Origin of the sequence: Winogradskyella sediminis, assembly GCF_003387355.1 — a bacterium.
Lineage (GTDB): Bacteria > Bacteroidota > Bacteroidia > Flavobacteriales > Flavobacteriaceae > Winogradskyella > Winogradskyella sediminis.
Map to the genome: position 1 here is coordinate 205,615 of NZ_QUNH01000001.1, position 20,696 is coordinate 226,310.

At 34.7% G+C, this 20,696-nt stretch carries 10 protein-coding genes; 1 reads left to right on the forward strand and 9 read right to left on the reverse strand.

Annotation, left to right across the window (positions count from 1 at the left end):
* Nucleotides 1-7: 7 nt before the first annotated feature.
* From sov to C8N41_RS00955, 3 genes are all read right to left on the reverse strand, one after another.
* Nucleotides 8-7,348, reverse strand: a complete 7,341-nt coding sequence (gene sov, locus C8N41_RS00945) for a T9SS outer membrane translocon Sov/SprA (protein ID WP_449658157.1) — start codon at nucleotides 7,346-7,348, stop codon at nucleotides 8-10.
* Nucleotides 7,349-7,353: 5 nt separating this feature from the next.
* The gene (gene ruvA, locus C8N41_RS00950; protein WP_092446548.1) at nucleotides 7,354-7,935 is read right to left on the reverse strand and encodes a Holliday junction branch migration protein RuvA; all 582 of its coding nucleotides are present in this window, start codon (nucleotides 7,933-7,935) and stop codon (nucleotides 7,354-7,356) included.
* A 151-nt stretch (nucleotides 7,936-8,086) separates the two neighbouring features.
* Nucleotides 8,087-10,363, reverse strand: coding sequence for an NADP-dependent malic enzyme (locus C8N41_RS00955; RefSeq protein ID WP_115837824.1), 2,277 nt, complete (start codon nucleotides 10,361-10,363; stop codon nucleotides 8,087-8,089).
* Nucleotides 10,364-10,525: 162 nt separating this feature from the next.
* Here C8N41_RS00955 and C8N41_RS00960 point away from each other — a divergent pair, with 162 nt between their 5' ends.
* Nucleotides 10,526-12,895: a DUF5686 family protein gene (locus C8N41_RS00960; RefSeq protein ID WP_115837826.1), complete on the forward strand. Its 2,370-nt coding sequence runs from the start codon at nucleotides 10,526-10,528 to the stop codon at nucleotides 12,893-12,895.
* Nucleotides 12,896-12,900: 5 nt separating this feature from the next.
* Here the strand turns inward: C8N41_RS00960 and queG are convergent, their stop codons facing one another.
* The 6 genes from queG to C8N41_RS00990 form a co-directional block, all read right to left on the reverse strand.
* Entirely contained in the window at nucleotides 12,901-13,827 is a 927-nt protein-coding gene (gene queG / locus C8N41_RS00965) for a tRNA epoxyqueuosine(34) reductase QueG (RefSeq protein ID WP_115837828.1), read from the reverse strand.
* Nucleotides 13,827-15,158, reverse strand: coding sequence for a cytochrome P450 (locus C8N41_RS00970; RefSeq protein ID WP_115837830.1), 1,332 nt, complete (start codon nucleotides 15,156-15,158; stop codon nucleotides 13,827-13,829). Before C8N41_RS00970 ends, queG begins: the two co-directional genes overlap by 1 nt.
* 55 nt (nucleotides 15,159-15,213) lie before the next feature.
* Nucleotides 15,214-16,236 carry a Holliday junction branch migration DNA helicase RuvB gene (gene ruvB / locus C8N41_RS00975; RefSeq protein WP_115837832.1) on the reverse strand — a complete coding sequence of 341 codons (1,023 nt, stop codon included), beginning with the start codon at nucleotides 16,234-16,236 and terminating at the stop codon, nucleotides 15,214-15,216.
* A 163-nt stretch (nucleotides 16,237-16,399) separates the two neighbouring features.
* Nucleotides 16,400-18,193, reverse strand: coding sequence for a cytochrome c oxidase subunit I (locus tag C8N41_RS00980; protein WP_092446542.1), 1,794 nt, complete (start codon nucleotides 18,191-18,193; stop codon nucleotides 16,400-16,402).
* Nucleotides 18,194-18,223: 30 nt separating this feature from the next.
* Nucleotides 18,224-19,282, reverse strand: coding sequence for a cytochrome c oxidase subunit II (locus tag C8N41_RS00985; RefSeq protein ID WP_092446541.1), 1,059 nt, complete (start codon nucleotides 19,280-19,282; stop codon nucleotides 18,224-18,226).
* Between the two features lie 25 nt (nucleotides 19,283-19,307).
* Nucleotides 19,308-20,675 (reverse strand): quinol:cytochrome C oxidoreductase, encoded by a 1,368-nt coding sequence (locus C8N41_RS00990; protein WP_115837834.1) that lies wholly within the window; start codon nucleotides 20,673-20,675, stop codon nucleotides 19,308-19,310.
* Between the last annotated feature and the right edge of the window lie 21 nt (nucleotides 20,676-20,696).

Below are 20,696 nucleotides of genomic sequence, written 5' to 3' on the forward strand. Positions count from 1 at the left end.
TTCAAACTTAATTACCAAAATTATAACGCAACGTAATCCCTGATCTTATGGAAGTTTGTGGAAACGATGTAGAAATTGCAAATTCTGAAAAGGTATAATCGAAATAGAATATGGCCGTTAAGTTTTTACTAAAAGAATAATCGGCATTATATTCTAGTCCCCAGATGGTCTGACCTGCCGTAATTTGATTATTCTCTAAATCTAAGTATCTAATAATGGTTTTATTGTCCCTTACAGTAACATCTAAACTCATGTTTAGATCACTTACAATAATTTGTTTAGGTCCTGCAAGTTGCGATCTAATTCTTAAGTCTTTAAAGCGATAACCTAACCCTAAGGTGTATTCTTTACCTTGAATTTCGGTCATTAAATTATTATCAAAACTTAAGGATAAGGTTCTATCTGTTTTTACTTCAGCTAACACCTTAAGCGAATTTTTCATTTCAAAATCTAAACGTACTAATGGACTAAACTGCTCTTCAAGGTTAATATTACTAAAAAGTGTTTTGTTTTTAAGATTTCCGTTAGCATCTTGATTTGCTGTATTTATAGAACCAATACCAGTTCCTGAATCTATAACCAAATTATTTACGTCATTGTCATAATCTAAGTTGGTTCTAAACTGATTAATCGTATACCGCGATCTGTAGCCATGTTGAACCGAAAAACGCTTAAATGTTTTCTTAAACCATGGTAGCTTCATTAAGCCCGTGTATTTTAAAGTCCAATTAGGAATTGGAACATCTCTAAATGCACTTGTATTTACTTTTTCGGGATCCGTGCCTTGATACGCAGATAAAAAAGCAGGTATTAATACACGCTGGCTGTTTTTACCAAAACCAACAGGATATCCATCTGCATCTGTTTCATATGGTGTTGATCCATAAAAGTTTCTCGCTAAACGGTTAGCAACAATCAATCGATTTGCTCTAAAATCATTAAAAGCTGCAGATTGATTTTCATCACTCTTACTAAATGCTGTTTTGATTAATGCTGTTGAGATCATAAAATTACCATAAGAATTAGTAATTAAATCCTCGTAAGTATCACTTAAGTTATCGCCATCTGTATCTATTGCAACAAAGCTTTCAGAGACATTTTCAGCATAGGTTCTGTTTCCGGTTAAATCGATTTTTAGATCGCGCATTGGCTCAACATTAACAGAGTAATCTAGTGTTTTATTTTCTACCTCGGTATATTGTTGACTAAAATCTGGAAATGTAGTTAACCAACCATTATTAGCGGATAAACTTCTAATGTCTTGTTGACTACCAAAAGTATATCCTAGCGTAGGTTTTAATGTTCCTATAAATCCTGGTGTAGGTAAATAACCAGGTAAATATGTACCGTTATTTTCTGCATAACTAAATTGAACACGCTTTACCATTGTAACGACATCCAAGAACGTATTGTAAGCTTTTTTACCCGCACTGAGTTTATTAGGGTCATCGGCTTTATCGCCTTTATCATCAGCAGCTTCTGGTGTACCAGGACGTCTTCTTGCTACTGTACTTCTTGTTCTTCCTCTTGCTTTTTGTTTCCCTGCTTTAACCAATCCTAAGGTTTTATAGAGGGTTTCCATATTTAGGGTTGTATTAATATTGTGTGTATTGGAGTTCTGTATAGAATTCCCCAAGTTATAGGTATTATAAACCCCTTCATTATCTGGATCTTCTACTTCTAATCCTTCATTTAAATCCGATCCTTTTTGCCATTGAAATGCTCCATTATACGCATAGGTTGCTCTTAAGAAACTTAATGCTGGAATTTTATATAGAGGTATTTCATAATTAAGCTGAAACTGTTGTGTTTGATAATTTGGATCTCCAAAATCGAAGAACCCATCCCAAACATCGAGTTCTGGGTCTTGTGAGCCATTAATCTCGTCATCAATAAAATAATTACGAACAATATTGGTGTTAGCAGCATTAAAGTTAATGCTTAAAGCATCGGTAAGATTATAGTTTATAGCATACTGAAAATCGAATGTATAGTTTCGTCTAAATAATTCTTCAATACCAATATTGCCTTCACCTAACTCAACTTCTCTGAATTTCTGTTTATTAAACTGTCTATTAAAATCTGTATTTACCGAAATATTTGATGGCAACAGATTAAGGTTAAAATCCTTTAATATTTTCCAGTTTTTACCCGTAAATAATGAATCGTTATTTTTAAAAGGTTCCAATTTTAAAGGCTGAAACGCATAATTATAATTGGCTCCTGCTCTAACGGTTTGATCTAAGGAGTTTTCAATTTCGAAATCTCGGTGTTCTACTTTATTATATGAATAGTTTAAAGTAAGATTTTCGACATCGTAAATACGCGATTTAGAATCGTTAGTTTTTTGTTTTCTTACACCAATAAAGTTAATGCTTTTACGCTTGGTATAATCTTCGGATTGTTCTCGTATACGATCCTCTTCTTCTTGAGAAGTTGCGGCATCTAATCTAGATTGTAGTGTAAGGTCATTATAATATTGATCGTATTTGGGAGTCACCATCTCTTCACTTTGAGAGTAATTAAACGGCAATTGCACTCCCCATTTTTTAGGTAAAAGCTGTCCTAATTGTACGTTAGTAACAACATCATATTGTGCTACATCTTCTAAACTTCTTTCGCTTGGTCCTTCTTCTATACCACCAAACCCAACAGTACTTTTTCTACCAGTTGCACTTACACTTGCAAAGTCTGCGATCTTAGTATCCATACTTAAAACTGCTGCCCAACCTCCTTCATTATCCATATCAGACATGCGCAATTCATTAAACCAAAACTCTCCACAAGAATTCATATCCGTAGAGCCAGAATTTTTAACCCCAACCATTAAAACTCTAATATCGCCAAAATTAGGATTTCCTTTTATACCAATGCGTTGCTGTTTTTGTGTTCCAACAATATCATCATACGGAGCATTTATAGATCCTAAAGCGGTTTCATCGAGCTCACCATCAATGACATTATAAAATGTAGGATCCTCGTTGCTTAATGTACCTGCAGAAATGCCCAGAGCTTTAATTTTCTGTAAATGCTCTAAAGGCATATTTATTTCATTCTGCTCTGGCCATACACGTTCTCTAGAGCTCCCTTCTGCATCTGAAGAAGGAAGTAATGGCACTTCAATTTGATAATAATTTTCAGTAAAATCATTACCCATTCTAATAAATGCCACCATTTCACCAGGCTCTAACATAGACCCTTCTTGTGCTTCGGCATGTGTAAACATACGCAGCTTCTTATACTGACGCATATCTACATTAATATTTTTATAAACTCCACGAGCGTCCGTTGGTCTTAAATCGCATGCCTGAAGCACCAAAGATTGTTCGTTTTGTCTTACAATAGTGTTATTATTATTTAACTCTTCTTGCTCTACTCCTGGTGGTCTTTCATAACCTGCATTATCTTGTACACCTACAACACCAACATTAAATTCTGCATTTGGACTGTCATTTGTGTCATCGTTATCTAAATCTAGAGTGTAACGTCTCCAATCACTACGCACCAAATCTAAAGTCGCGAAACGCAATACCGTATTCTGTGTAAAATCGGACATAAACAAACGCGCAAAACGAATAGATCTAATATCTGAAATACCTCCAATAGCTTCACGTATATCGCTTTCTGCAATAGGAATTCTAAACTGATACCAATTGACATCATTCCTTACATCACCATTTGGTAAAACCACTTGAACATTTTCTTTTATATCATTAATATAAGGATTATCTATTGTTAAACTGGCTGGTGTAATATCGACTTCGTATTGATAATAGCTATCAATAGTATTCATGGTGTTATCTCTATTAATATCCTCTACATCTGGCTGAGTCGTAGATCCTCTATTTGTGTCTGTAAAGGTCTCTGGTGTATTACCTTCTGTACCATTATATTTTTTGTAGCGTTCAAAAATATCTCCATCCGTATTGAGATAGTACAAGTAGTTATCATTTGATGGATCCTCTCCAAATTGTGCTCCAAATTCAGCAATTTCTTCTGCATCATTAAAACCATCAAATCCAACATCTTGGTTGGTACGTTCTGCTCCAGTTGTTCCAAAAGTATAAATAAGCGATTGGTTTTGTGGTACAACACTACCAAAATCCGTTCGGGTTAAGATGGAAACATCACCATTTTCTGGTAAACCGTTTTCATATAGTTTTTTCCCATCTTTTAAAATATCTTCAGAAATATTACCCAGATTTACAAATAATTTACCTCCTGTGTTGGCTGCATTATCTAAGAAAGGATCTTGAACCCAAAATTCTATATATTCAACATTAGCTTGTTCAAAATCCGTAGATGTAATTTGTCTCGTAATACCTGCCCAACTTTTAGAAGGATCTAAAGCGGCACCGTTGGCCGCAGCAGGATCAAAGTTATATGGTCCACGTTCTGTAGGATAATATGCTAAATCCAATGTATTTATTACGGATGTTTGCCCTTGTACAATATCTTGATTAAAAAGTTCTTCAATAAAAATACGACGTGTATATAAATCCGAAACATCATCATCAGTAATTCCTGATGGACGCTGTGAACTATAAAAAATTGGATCAATAGTATACCAATTTAAAAGTGCTCTACCGTATCCATTTTCTATACCATTGACGTCACTACCAGAAATTGTGTTTGGTAAATCTTTTGGCCTACTCGATAAGGTCCAAGATAATGGACTTAATAAATTAATAGATCCTTGTGTGCCTTCAAAATCATCGATATAAGCTGTAGCTTCATCATTAAAGTCGGCTCCACTTGAAGCTCCAGGCATTAGATAGGCAAATTCTCCTCTTAGTGAGAGATCCGAAGGAACATCGGTATCTATATTGGGTAATTTATTCACCATACGGGTTAAAAACGGCACTTCTGTAGAATAGTTTCCATTAAATCCAAAAATGGTATTATTTATGGGTTCTGAACTGTAGTTTGCTTTTTGAGTAATCGGACGCTCATTAAGATTTAATAAGGTAGCTCCTAATACAAAGTTTTCATTAAACTGATGTTCTACATTAACACCTGTAAATCGTTTTGTTTGCTGACCAAACACAGCATTATTTTCAACAGAAACGTTAATTGGTGTGTTAGACTCCTTTAAGGCTTCATCTAAAATTTCTACGCGTCCTAATTGATAGTTTATGGTATAATCTACACCTTCTACCAAAGTACGACCACCCGCAGTTACTGTTACCGAACCTCTTGGCACATTAAAGGCTCCGATAGAAATACCACTATCTCCACCACTACTTTTATAACGTCCTTTTATTTGGAATTTATTTTTTTCCGCTTCATCTAAAGCAGCGGTTTTTGTAGATTTATAAAGTATATCGTAAACGTATTTTTTCTGATTTTCGTTATAACCACTCTGTGTATCTCCTATATCTTCGTAATCTGTGGCATTGTTATTTGGGTTACCGTCATCATCTAAAACATCAAATAGATAACGTCCAAAAGGTTCTGCTTTGGTAAAAATAATTTTTCCATTCTGACTCAGGACGGTTTGCCCTTCAACGTAGTCAAAAAAGCCATCACCACGCGCTTGTGGATCTCCGTTGTAATTTAATTTATCTAAATGAAATAGCCGAATTAATGGTGTTTCACTAATTTCAGTATCGTCGCTAGTATCTCCAGTATTATTATCAAAAATCGGAAAAGGAACTTCTACATCATTAACAACTGCTGGTGTAATATAGTTTAATGCAGAAGCTTCGGTGTAAAAGATATTTAAGGTAAAATCTTCTTGACTCAATTGAAATGCACCTGTATCGTAGATGTTTTTCATCATCAAATCCCAAATCGGTTGGTCTACAGAAGTCACAGCACTTTTAAGCATTTTGAGTACTAAACTTTGATTACTTACAACCTCTGTCCCAGAACTGTCATCCACTGTTGTAGCATCGATACCATCATTTGCAAATTCACCTACTTGATAAACTTGTCCACCAATAGTATATTGAAACGCCACGGCTAAAACTTCGTCATTAAGCAGACGTTGACTTAAAGAAATATATCCTAATTCTTCATTTAAAACGTATTCTTGACCTTCGGTTAACTTTCTAGCCGATTCTAATTTACCGTAATCAAAACCTTCATTAACACTAACATTTACACCTCCCTGGATATTGGTTATATTTCTAACGGCCTCTGTTAATAGAGAGCCTGCTCCTCCAATATTTGTTGGGTCAAAATCATTATTACCATTATCTGGCTTAGCTCCAGGATTATTTACAAACCCAGATGGTAAAGGGGTAAGTCCAATGTTTTCTGCTGTAGACTCTCCTAAATCTTGAAATGCGACAATATTTCTTACATTTTCTGTCTGGTTATTTCTATTGGTCACCCAAACTTCTACTCTTGTAATTTGTAGTCCCTGATTATCTATAAAAGGATATTGTAATAAAGCTTTATCGTATGTTTCTCTAAAGTATTGCGCTAAGAAGAAGTGTCTATTTTCGTCATAATCTCTGGCAAAAAACTCGAACTCTTCTACAGTTCCACCACCTTCGGCAACCACAGATTTAGATTGCGATTGTTGTTCTGAAAAGACCGCAGTAACTCTGGTTTTTCCAAATTGCAATTCAGTTTTTACCCCAAAAAGACTTTGAGCTCCTGTAATTAAGGAACTGTTGAGTGGCATACTCACGTTACCGACTTCAATTTTTCGAATAATATCGTCTTCCGTTGGTGTGTATTCTAATTTTACTACTTGTTGAAAATCGAAAGTAGCTTCGGTATCATAATTTGCCGTTACTTGAAGTCGCGTACCAACTTTACCCAACAAACTTAAACTAATTCTCTGATCGAAATCGAAGGTAAAATTCGTTCTATTAGTTGGAGAAAAAGAAGGATTATCTTGTTTTGAGAATAGCACACCCAAGTCTACTTCCACAGAACCTTGTGGTATTACATTAATGGTATTGCCGCCAAAAATGGTTTCAAACAACCCTGAATTCACATAAAATTCTGGTAGTAAATTTTTCTGATCCTCTTCCGAACCTTCTTTTTGTCCAGCTTTGGCATCTGCCATTTTTTTATAATAAGCTTTTAATTGCTCTTGCAATACCAACTCTTGAAATTCTTCGGCTGTAAGAATTAAAGGATAATTAATATTAAAATTCCCTATTTTTTCAGAATACACATAGCGGTCTAAAACCGGATCGTACGTATATTTTGAGACAATGCTATTTGGATTGGGCATGTTTAATTTTCCAAATGCAAAGGTGGTTTTTGTAGAGTCTTGTTCTACTTCGGTTTCTTGAGAAAAAACGGAATGGCTACTTATTAGCATCAAAAAAGCTAATATGCAATAAAACCTGTAGGAATAGTTTGGATTATAGTTAGTTGTATTCAATTGCATTATAAGTTTTTTAGAGCTTCTTTAATAATCTGCTCCACTTGGGCATCTGGTTGGGCTTTTAAAATTTTATCGACAACTTTTTCAGATTGTTTTTTATTAAATCCTAAAACATCTAAAGCAGATAACGCTTCATCTTTGTGTCTATTGTTTGGCACTAAAGAAAGTTCATCTATACCATACACTTTTAACACTTTATCCTTTAAATCTATAATAACACGTTGGGCCGTTTTTAACCCGATACCTTTTACACTTTGAATTAATGACACATCTTCACTTGCTATACCTTCCTTTACTTGGTCTGGACTTAATGACGACAGCATGGTTCTAGCCGTATTGGCACCAATACCACTAACAGATATTAATAGTTTAAAAATTTCGCGTTCAGTTTTTGATGAAAACCCGTAAAGACTTTGAGAATCTTCGCGTACTTGAAGATAAGTATACAGCTTTAAATGTTCTTGGTCTGGTATTTTAGAAAATGTGTGTAGCGATATATTAATAAAATAACCAACACCATTACAATCTATCACAACGTCTGTTGGATTTTTTTCTACAAGTTTACCCTCTATATGTGTAATCATTTATAACGAAAAGTTAAAAAACCAAATGTAATAAAATTATTTTCATTAGAACATATCGCTGCAGACTATGAAAACAATACGTCATTATAGTTTGTTTTCAATAATTTTGGCTATCTACAATCCAAGCATAACCATTGTTTGTAACAAATGGTTAATGCCTTTTCTCTCGCTCTTGAGCATCAATAACCGCAATGGCTGTCATATTCACAATTTCATCTACACTTGCTCCTAATTGCAAGATATGAACGGGCTTACGCATACCCATCATAATAGGACCAATGGACTCACTATTGTTGAGTTCCTTTAATAATTTATACGTGATATTTGCAGCATCTAAATTAGGAAAAATAAGCGTGTTTACTTTTCGGCCTGCTAACTTAGAAAATGGAAAAATATCTTGAAGCATTTTAGGATTGAGTGCAAAATCTGTTTGTAATTCTCCATCAACCAACATATCTGGGTAGGCTTTATGCAAATATTCTACAGCTTCTCTTACTTTTTCCGCTCTCGGATTGTCTGATGACCCAAAGTTAGAATATGAAATCATAGCCGTCACAGACTCAATTCCAAACATTTTTGATACACGCGATGTCATACGAGCAATTTTAGCTAAATCTTTAGCAGAAGGATCAATATTTATGGAAGTGTCACTTAAAAACATTGGACCTCGCTGAGTCATCATTACATTGGTGGTTGCCACTCTTGAGACTCCTTCTGCCATTCCTATTAATTCTAACATTGGTCTTACAACAGATGGATAATTGCGTGAATACCCTGTAACAAGTGCATCCGCATCTCCAACATTCACCATCATTGCTGCAAAATAATTACGCTCGCGCATTTTTTTCTGTGAAGAATAAATAGTAACTCCTTGACGTTTACGCTTCTCCCAATAGGCTTTTGCATAACGGTTTTTACGCTCAGTTTCATCATCAGATTTTGGATCTATAATTGGCACATCCGCAATAAATTCAATCTCTGCCATCAATTTTAATATTGCATCTTTACGACCTAAAAGTATTGGGTGCGCAATTCCTTCTTCGTAAGCAATTTGAGCTGCTTTTAAAACATCTAATTGATCCGCTTCCGCAAAAACCACACGTTTTGGGTTTGTTTTAGCTCTTCCCATTAACATACGAACTAATTTATTATCAGACCCTAAACGTTCTAATAAAGAATTTCTGTAACGATCCCAATCCTCAATCGGCTCTTTTGCCACTCCACTTTCCATGGCTGCTTTGGCCACTGCTGGTGGTACTTCTGCAATTAATCTTGGATCGAATGGCTTTGGAATGATATAATCCTTACCAAATGTTAACCTGGTTTCTGCATAAGCTACATTAACTTGTTCCGGCACCGATTCTTTGGCTAATTTAGACAAGGCTTTAACCGCAGCCATTTTCATTTCCTCATTAATTTTTGTAGCTCTAACATCTAATGCGCCTCTAAAAATAAAAGGGAATCCAAGTACATTATTCACCTGGTTAGGATGGTCACTACGACCAGTAGCCATAATAATATCTTCTCTAGTATCAATTGCCAATTGGTAATTAATCTCTGGCACCGGATTTGCCATTGCAAATACAATAGGGTTAACGGACATGGACAAAAGCATTTCTGGCGTTACAATATCTGGCTGTGATAACCCGATAAATACATCTGCATTTTCCATGGCTTCGCTCAGTGTACTAATCTTACGATTGGTTGCAAACTCAGCTTTTTGCGACGTTAAATTATCTCTATCTGCTCTTATTACCCCTTTGCTATCTAGCATCACAATATTCTCTCTCCTTGCTCCACAAGCTTGGTATAATCTTGTACAAGATATCGCTGCTGCTCCGGCTCCACTCACAACAATGTTAACCTCTTCAATTTTCTTTTCAGCAATTTCTAAGGCATTAATCAACGCGGCTGCAGATATAATTGCTGTACCATGTTGATCATCGTGCATTACCGGAATATCTAGCTCTTCTTTTAAACGACGTTCAATTTCAAAAGCTTCAGGAGCTTTAATATCTTCTAAATTTATTCCACCAAAAGTTGGTGCAATATTTTTTACAGTTTCAATAAAGGCATCAACATCTTCAGTATTTACCTCTATGTCAAACACATCAATATCTGCAAATATTTTAAAGAGCAAGCCTTTGCCTTCCATTACAGGTTTAGAGGCTTCCGGACCAATATTTCCGAGACCCAAAACGGCTGTTCCGTTAGAAATTACAGCAACCAAATTACCTTTGGCGGTATATTTATAGACGTTATCCACCTCCTTTGCAATTTCTAAACATGGTTCTGCTACACCAGGAGAATAGGCCAAAGACAAATCGCGCTGAGAGGCATATTTTTTTGTCGGAACAACTTTTATTTTACCAGGTGTTGGTTTGGCGTGATATACTAGGGCTTCTAAACGTTTACTTTGTTTGCTCATAATTTCAATGGGTTAAATACTAAACAAAAATGCATTTAATATAAGCCGCAAATATAAGAAAATGAATGCTTGTCTAGGGAGACTATACTTTTAAAAATAAAGTTAAGTGATATATATTTTAGTCTTATTTCACTACATTGTTACACTTAATGTTTTTTTAAAATGATAAAAACTATTGCATTTACCCTGACATTCGTTTTCATAAGCATAGCGAGTTATAGTCAATCTCAAAAAAAATTTAAACTCATAGACGAAGACCACGGACATGTAATTCCGTTTGCAAATGTCATTTTTAACGACATCAAAAATAAAGGCACAGCTACAGATATTGATGGTGTTTTCTTTGTGGAATCTACTATTAAAACTATGACCATTAGTTATGTTGGGTACGAAACAAAAACCTTACATATCTCATCCTTAAAACATCCAACCATTACCCTAAAACAAGAGGTTAGTGCTTTAGATGAAGTGGTGTTAGAAGGCGAAAATCCTGCACATCGTATTATACGATTAGCTGTGGCTAATAAAGCTCTTAATAATCCTGAAAATTTAAATGCATTTACCTATGATTCTTACGATAAGGTTTTTGTAGATGTTAATGATGATGCGCCTCAAAAAGATTCACTTACGGAAGACCAATCTTTTTTAAAAGATGCGTATGTATTTATTACAGAAACCATTGCCAAGCATAAATATCTCAAACCAAGATTTACTGAAGATAGTGTAATTGCACGGAGAACTTCAGGTTTCAAAGATCCTAATTTTGCCATATTAGCCAATAGTTTTCAACCGTTTTCATTTTATGATGATCATATTTCACTATTTGAAACAGACTATCTTAACCCTATTTCTAAAAACAGTACAAAGAAATATAAATTTAGATTGAAGGATGAATACATTAAAAACCAAGATACTGTATTTGTCATTTCTTTTGAACCTAAAGCAAATCGGAATTTTGAAGGTTTAGAAGGTTTGCTGTATATCAATTCTAATCAATATGCTGTAGAGAGTGTCGATGCTACAACGCATAATTCTGGAAAAATAGATTTTACCATTCAACAGAAATATAAATTTATTAATGACCAATATTGGTTTCCTGAACAGTTAAATTTTGTTATTATCTTAGGTGAAGGCTTTGGCAGTTTGAAGTATGTTGGTAAAAGTTACTTAACAAATATTACTGTAAATCCACCATTAAAAAAGACTGATTTTCCTTTAGTCTCTCTCACATTACCTGATAATAATGAAGGTAGACTTTCTCGCTATTGGGATCAATACAGAAAAGATCCGTTAGATAAAAAAGAACAACGTACTTATGTATTAATAGATAGTATAGGAGACGAGATCCATTTAGACAAATACTTAAAATGGGCTCCTAGCTTAGCGCAATGGAGAATACCTTTTAAATATGTTGACTTAGATTTAAAAAAACTTGCTTCATACAACAAATATGAAGGAACCAGACTAGGCTTAGGTTTATACACCAATGATGATGTTTTTAAGAATATCTCTTTTGGAGGTTATAGTGCCTATGGCTTTAAAGATCATACCTGGAAGTATGGAGGTGAGGTTTTAGTAGATATCCCTGGAGAAAAAGATATTAGTATAAGTCTAAAATATAAAAATGATGTACGAGAAACCGGCACTTACTCTGAAAACTCCAATGAGAATCCTTTTAGTCAACGTCATTGGATTGCCAGCCAAATGGATGCTATTGAAAGTTTTAGTATTTATACAGATATGAAACTTTGGAGAAATATCCATTGGAATATAGGGTTTAATACTGCTAATGTCACTCCACTTTATAATTATCAGTTTATTAATAATGGTTTATCAATAACCAATTATATAAATTCTGAAATCAATGTTGGCGTAGGTTACCATGTTAAAGAACAATTAGTAAACACTTTTGGGGTTGTAACTCGTCTACCAAGCGATGCTCCAGTTTTTAATCTTATCTATTCAAGAGGATTAAAAGGTACCTTTGAAGGTGACTTTAATTATAACAAATTCAAAATTACTCTAGATCATAGTTTTACAACCAAAGGCCTCGGTAAAACCACATATCGCTTAGATCTGGGCTATATAGACACTGCGTTGCCTTATGGATTACTGTTTACAGGTGAAGGTAGTTTAGACAAAAACATTCCTTTTGTCGTAAAGCATTATTTTCAAACCGTAACACCTTACGAATTTTTATCAGATCGGTATGCAAACATATTTACCACACATAATTTTGGAAGATTATTAAACAACAAAGGTCTATTTCAACCTGATGTTTTACTATACAATAATTTGGGGATAGGCAGTTTAGAACATGCTTCTAATCATCTCGAAATTGCATTTAAAACCAAAGATAACTTGTTTTTAGAAACAGGATTAGAACTCCAAAATCTTATTAAAATTCCGTATTTAAACATTGGTTATTTGGGTATAGGAATCGGTGCTTTTTACCGTTATGGCTATCACAACCTTGAAAATTCTGACGATAATTTTGCCTTTAAGTATTCTATTGGATTTAGTTTTAAATAATAAAATTACTCCTTCAAAAACTTAATATTTCGCTTTAAACCTGAATACTTAGTCCGTTTTACAGCAGATTTCTGAAATACTTTTTTAAATGTGTCTTCTGTAATTTCATCCCAATCCTTTTTAGTCATATCTAATAATTCAGGATGCGGATTAAACAGGGGCTCATTGTGTGCTTTTGAAAACCGATTCCAAGGACACACATCTTGGCAGATATCGCAACCAAACATCCAATCGTCAAACGTCCCTTTATACGCTTTAGGCAAATTTTCTTTAAGTTCTATGGTAAAGTAAGAAATACACTTACTACCATCTACCACATAAGGTTCTGTAATAGCATTAGTCGGACATGCGTCTATACATTTTGTACAAGTACCACAATGATCTGTTGTAGCATGGTCGTATGCTAGCTCTAAATCTATTATAAGTTCGGCTATAAAATAAAAGGATCCTACTTGTTGCGTCAGTAAGTTTGAATGTTTTCCTATCCAGCCCAAACCCGATTTTGCTGCCCAAGCTTTGTCTAAGACTGGTGCAGAATCTACAAATGCACGTCCATTAACGTCTCCTATTTCATCTTGAATAAAATATAATAACGACTTTAATTTGTGTTTTATAACGTGATGATAATCGTTTCCATAAGCATATTTCGATAACTTATAGCTGTCGGCTGTTTGCTTTTGGCTTGGGTAATAATTTAACAATAAAGACACCACACTCTTAGAACCTTCCACCAATAATGTAGGATCTAGTCGTTTATCAAAATGATTTTCCATGTAGTACATGTCCCCATTCATATTCTTATTTAACCAAGTTTCTAGCCTTGGTGCTTCTTCTTCTAGGAATTCAGCCTTACTAATACCGCAAGACAAAAAACCGAGGCGTTTGGCTTCGGCTTTAATAATCGCACTATATGTCGCTTTATTATTTAACACTATAAACGCTTTTCAAACTTTAAAAACGCATTTTTGGGTTTTAGGGTAATCAATGGCGTGATACCAATGGCATCAAACTCTGAATGTATTTTAAATTTAGAAATCAATTCTGAAACCGCTATAATCATTTCAAACATCGCAAAATTATTACCAATACATTTTCGAGGTCCAGCTCCAAAAGGAAAATATTGAGATGAAAATTTACGACCTCCTTCGTTAAAGCGTTCTGGTAAAAAGGCATCTGGATCATCCCATAATTTGGGATGACGGTGTATTTCGTACACGGAGAATAATAAATTAGAACCTGCCTCAAAATTCATACCGTTAAAAGTATCGTCCGTTTTATTTACACGATCTATAAAATACGCTGGAGGATACAATCGCATCGCTTCTTCTAAGACCTGCTGGCAAACTCTAGACTGCGTTACCAAAGCCATTAAATCATCATTTCTTTGTAACGCAAGGCGTTCATTATATATTTTATCTTGCCATTCTGGATGTAACGCGAGTAACTGCATTGTAAATGTAAGTGCATTTGAAGTCGTTTCGTGCCCAGCTGTAAATAGAATAAGTATTTCGTCTATAAGTTGTTCTTCTTCCATTGTGGTACCATCCTCGTATCTTGCCTCTAGAAGCATGTCTAACAAATCATCTGCTTTGCTTTGTGACGCTCTGCGTTCGTTAACGATACGCTTTAAGATTTGACGTGCTTCATTTGTTAAGTCTATATGTTTTTGAATATCTCCACCCAAATTAAACCACCAACCCAAATAAGGTTGACGTAGTTCTTTAACCAACATCTGTTGCGCTTGCTCTGTAATGTATTGAAGACGGTTGATATCCTTTTGATTTACAGCACTACTAAACAATGATTTCACCACTGTTTGAAATGCTAAATCATTTAAAATAGGAAAGATATCTATAACTTCATTAGGTATTATTTTATTATATTCTGCTTCAATGGCATTTTTAATACTGTCTAATAGATTTGCTAATTGCTTTTTATGAAAAGCCGGTTGAATAAGTTTTCGTTGTTTTTTCCAATGCGCACCTTCTGAGGTTAACAATCCTTTCCCTACGTATTTTACTAAATCTTTAGTTTGTATTTTAGATTTTGTATAATTCTTTTGATTCTTTTGAAGTACATATTCTGCAAATGCAGCATCACGGATAAAAATAACACTGTTCTTAAATCCTATTTTTAACCTGAACACATCTCCTTGTGCTTCAAAATTTTGATGATGAAATGGTAAAGGGTTTTTTAAAATATCTAAAGAATGTTTGATAAATCGGCTTAGAGGAACAGTAGGTATGTTTTCTTTTGTATTCACATCTTTAATGTCTTAGCACAACTTGTAAGATGGCGCTGTATATTATTAATCTACTTTAGAACAATCCACCTTGCGTAGGCCCTTTTATTTTGCCTAAATGTTTATAGGCCTGCTCGGTGACTTCTCTGCCACGAGGCGTACGCATTATAAACCCTTGTTGAATTAAAAATGGTTCATAAACCTCTTCAATAGTCTCAGTACTTTCACTTACCGCAGTAGCAATAGTACTGATACCAACAGGTCCACCTTTAAATTTATCTATAATGGTGGTTAGAATTTTATTATCCATTTCGTCCAAACCATAAGCATCAACATTTAAAGCCTTAAGTGCAAACTTGGAAATCTCAATATCAATTTTACCATTCCCTTTAATTTGTGCAAAGTCTCTAACCCTCCTTAATAGAGCATTAGCTATACGAGGCGTTCCACGACTTCTACCTGCAATTTCAATAGCCGCTTCCATAGATATTGGCATATTTAAAATAGAAGAACTACGTTGTACTATGGTGGTTAGCAAATCTGTTTTATAGTATTGTAAGCGACTTTGTATTCCAAACCGAGCACGCATTGGTGCGGTTAATAATCCAGAACGGGTTGTTGCACCAATTAAGGTAAATGGATTGAGATTAAGCTGAACGGTTCTGGCATTAGGGCCAGATTCGATCATAATATCAATCTTATAATCTTCCATTGCTGAATATAAATACTCTTCTACAATTGGACTTAAACGATGAATCTCATCAATAAAAAGGACATCTCGGTCGTCGAGATTTGTTAATAGTCCTGCTAAATCACCTGGTTTATCTAAAACGGGCCCTGATGTAACTTTAATACCCACATCCAATTCATTAGCCAAGATATGTGCTAGGGTCGTTTTACCAAGTCCTGGAGGACCATGAAATAAAGTATGATCTAATGCTTCATCTCTAAGATTGGCCGCTTTAACAAAGACTAAGAGGTTTTCCAACACTTGATCCTGACCCGTAAAATCATCAAAGGATAAGGGCCTTAATTTCTTTTCAACATCAAGTTCTTCTGGGGTAAAATGATCACTATTTGGATTTAGGTTGTCGTTCATCTTTAGCTCTAACGAAAGTGGGAAATCTTGTTTAAATTAAAAAAATTATAAAACCCGAGATAAGGATTTTATGCATTAAACAAATATAACGAAAAAGACCTTTGGATAGCTATCCAAAGGTCTTTCTAATTTATTAAGGCTTCCTGATAAATCAGGAATATGTTTAATGCTGTAATTCCTCTTCACCTTCCATTAAAGGCACATTTTGAGGTACAAAGTCTACATCATGACCTGGCTTACTATAATCATAAGACCAACGGTAAACATGAGGAATAGCTCCTGGCCAGTTACCGTGAATATGCTCAACTGGTGTCGTCCATTCTAAAGTTGTAGATTTCCATGGGTTTTGCTCAGCTTTTTTACCGTAGAACATACTGATAAAGAAGTTGTATAAGTAAATTATCTGTGCTATACCACCAATGATTGCAAATATTGTGATAATCACATTTGTATTTGCTAAATCATCAAATAGTGGGAAATTAGAGTTAGTGTAATAACGTCTTGGTAATCCTGCCATTCCGATAAAGTGCATTGGGAAGAACACACCATAAGCACAAACTGCAGTGATCCAAAAATGTAGATATCCTAAATTTTTGTTTAGCATACGACCAAACATTTTTGGATACCAGTGATAGATTCCAGCGAACATACCATATAAAGCTGAAATACCCATTACTAAGTGAAAGTGTGCAATAACGAAATACGTATCGTGTACGTTAATATCTAATGCACTATCACCTAAAATAATACCTGTTAATCCACCAGTAATAAATGTTGAAACAAAGCCAATAGAAAATAGCATGGCCGGATTCATTTGCAGATTTCCTTTCCACAATGTGGTTATCCAGTTAAAGGCTTTAACCGCGGAAGGAATAGCAATTAATAACGTTGTAAATGTAAATACAGATCCTAAGAAAGGATTCATACCTGAGATGAACATATGGTGACCCCAAACAATTGTTGATAAGAATGCAATAGCTAAAATTGAAGCAATCATAGCACGATATCCAAAGATTGGCTTACGAGAACTTGATGCCATAATTTCGGATACTAATCCCATTGCTGGTAAAATAACGATGTAAACCTCTGGGTGACCTAAGAACCAAAATAAGTGTTCAAATAACACAGGGGATCCACCTTGATAATGTAATACTTCTCCTTGAATGAATATATCTGATAAGAAAAATGATGTACCAAAACTTCTATCCATTATTAATAATAATGCGGCAGATAATAATACTGGGAATGATACCACACCTATAACTGCTGTCACAAAGAACGCCCAAATTGTTAATGGTAATCTTGTCATAGACATCCCTTTGGTACGTAGGTTTATAACCGTTACAATATAGTTTAATGATCCTAATAATGACGATGCGATAAAAATTGCCATAGAGACCAACCATAAAGTCATCCCTAGACCCGATCCGCCTGAAGCCATAGGTAATGCAGATAACGGAGGATAGATCGTCCAACCTGCAGCTGCTGGGCCTGCCTCTACAAAAAGAGAACAAATCATTATCACACATGATATAAAGAATAACCAATAAGATACCATGTTAAGGAATCCTGAGGCCATATCTCGTGCACCAATTTGCAATGGTATTAACAAGTTACTAAATGTACCACTTAAACCTGCTGTTAATACAAAAAATACCATAATAGTACCATGAATGGTTACCAGTGCTAAATACACATCGGCATCCATAACTCCATCTGGAGCCCATTTTCCTAATAATGCTTCAAACAACACATTTGGCTCTTCTGGCCAAGCAATTTGCATACGGAACATTATAGACATTAAAACACCAATAACACCCATAATTGTACCTGTCACTAAATATTGCTTAGCGATCATCTTATGATCTTGGCTAAAGATATACTTCGTTACAAATGTTTCTTTATGGTGATGTACGTCGTGATCTTCGTGATCGTGTGTATCTAATATTGCTGACATAATCTCTTTATCTTTTTCTTAAAACCTTTGTTAATTTAATGAATTTGGGAATGTTGTTTGCTCTTTCATCCAAGCATCAAATTCTTCTTGAGTCTCTACAATAATCTTCATTTGCATGTTGTAGTGCGATGTACCGCAAATTTTATTACATAATAATAAGTAATCAAATTCGTAACGTAATTCTTGTCCAGACTCTTCAATTTCAGCCATTCTATCTTTTCTAAGTTCGTTAATATGTTGAACTTTCTCTACGATATCAGGATTTTGACGCATTTCTTCAGTTGTTACAGTTGGAGTAAATGCAAATTGAGTCACCATACCAGGAACACAGTTCATTTGTGCTCTAAAATGTGGCATATAAGCCGAGTGTAATACATCTTGAGAACGCATCTTAAAGACCACTTGCTTACCAACAGGTAAATGTAGTTCTGATACCACTACGTCATCTTGAGCGTTAGGATCATCCTCATCAACACCTAATACATTAGCACGATCAATGTCGATTAATCTTACATTGGCTTTTCCTAAAACATTATCATTACCACTATATCTAGCCGTCCATTTAAATTGTTGTGCATACAACTCAATAACCATTGGGTCGTCGTCTTCATCGACATTCATGATGTCATTCCAGGTAAATAGACCATAGATAATTAAACCAGCCAAAACAATAACAGGTATAATCGTCCAAATAAATTCTAACGTATTATTATCAGCATAGAATAACGCTTTTCTTCCTTTCTCACCTTTGTACTTATAGGCGAAATAGTGTAATAGAAATTGCGTAATAGTTTGAACTATGAAGATAACTACCATAGAGATAATCATAAGATTATCCACTTCAGCACCGTGTTCAGATGCCGCGTTTGATAAAAGTGGTAAATCACCGATATACCAAAAACATAAGATAGTAATCACATAGATAAATACTAAGAAACCTATCATTAAGTAACCATTGATCTTGTTATCGTGGTCGTCTGCAACTTGTGTGTTAGTTGTGCCAACCTGAGCTAGATCAAATATTTTAACCATTTGCCATAAGGCAACAGCTACAAAGAGTACAATTATAATTGTTAATAAAGCAGTCATTATCGTTTCTGTTCTTATTTAAAAATTAATAATGGAAATGTTCACTTTCCTTAATAAAAGGATTTCCTTTTGCTAATAATGGATATTTACCTAATGATGTAAACACAATAAGCATAAATAGCCCACCGAAAAATAATATTGATCCAATCTCTGGAACTCCTATAAACCATCTATCACCAACGGTTGCAGGCATTATCATATTGAAGATATCTAAATAGTGACCAAACAAAATTACGATACCAGCCATCACTACAAACCATGGAATACGTTTGTAATCGCTATTCATTAATAGTAATAATGGGAATAAGAAGTTTAATGCTACCATACCAAAGAATGGTAAGTTATAATCTTCTATACGCGTAACGAAATATGTGACCTCTTCAGGAATGTTTGCATACCATATTAACATGAATTGAGAAAACCATAAATACGTCCAGAAAATACTAATACCGAACATAAACTTAGCTAAATCATGAATATGACTGTCATTAACAAAAGTTAATAATCCTTTAGATTTAAGGTAGATTGAAATTAAAGCAATCACCGTTATACCACTTACAAACATACTTGCAAATACGTACCATCCAAATAATGTACTAAACCAGTGTGGGTCTACACTCATAATCCAATCCCAAGACATCATAGATTCTGTATAGATATAGAATACTAAAAACGCTGCCGCTATTCTAAAGTTCTTTTTGAAGTATGAATTATCGTTGATATCAGCATTATCTTGAGCTACCGAAAATTTTCTAGAAAAATGACGGTATACAGACCATCCTGCTAAGAAAATTGAAGCTCTAATAAAAAACCAAGTTTTATTTAACCAACCTTCTTTATTTTGAATAATAGTATCATGGGCAACTACATTTTCATCCATCCAAATAAAGATATGGCTATCGGCAACAAACGCAATTACTAAAACAAGTAAGCCTCCAGGTAAAACATAAGATGTAATACCTTCCATTACCCTAAATAACACTGGCGACCATCCTGCTTGTGCAGCATACTGTATTGCATAAAATGCTAATACACCCAATGAAATCATAAAGAAAAAGAACGCTGCAACATATAGTGCTGCATATGGTCTATTGTGTAATTGATGTAATACGTGCTCTTCATGTGTTAACTCATGCCCTTCTGCTTCAACTTCGTGTCCATCTTGCACGTGTGCTTCATCAGCATGTGTATCTCCATGTGTATCGGCTTGTTCATCTCCATGAGCATCCGTAGCATGATCACCACCATGGTGCGCTTCGTTAGCTAGATATTCTGTAATATTGCCTTCATTCACACTATGCGAATCTATAAAGCCATAGGCAATACCTAATGCTCCTAAGACCATTAATACGATAGCTGCTATTCTTAATCGATTTGAAATTTTATATTCCATTATATAATCTTTATCTAAATC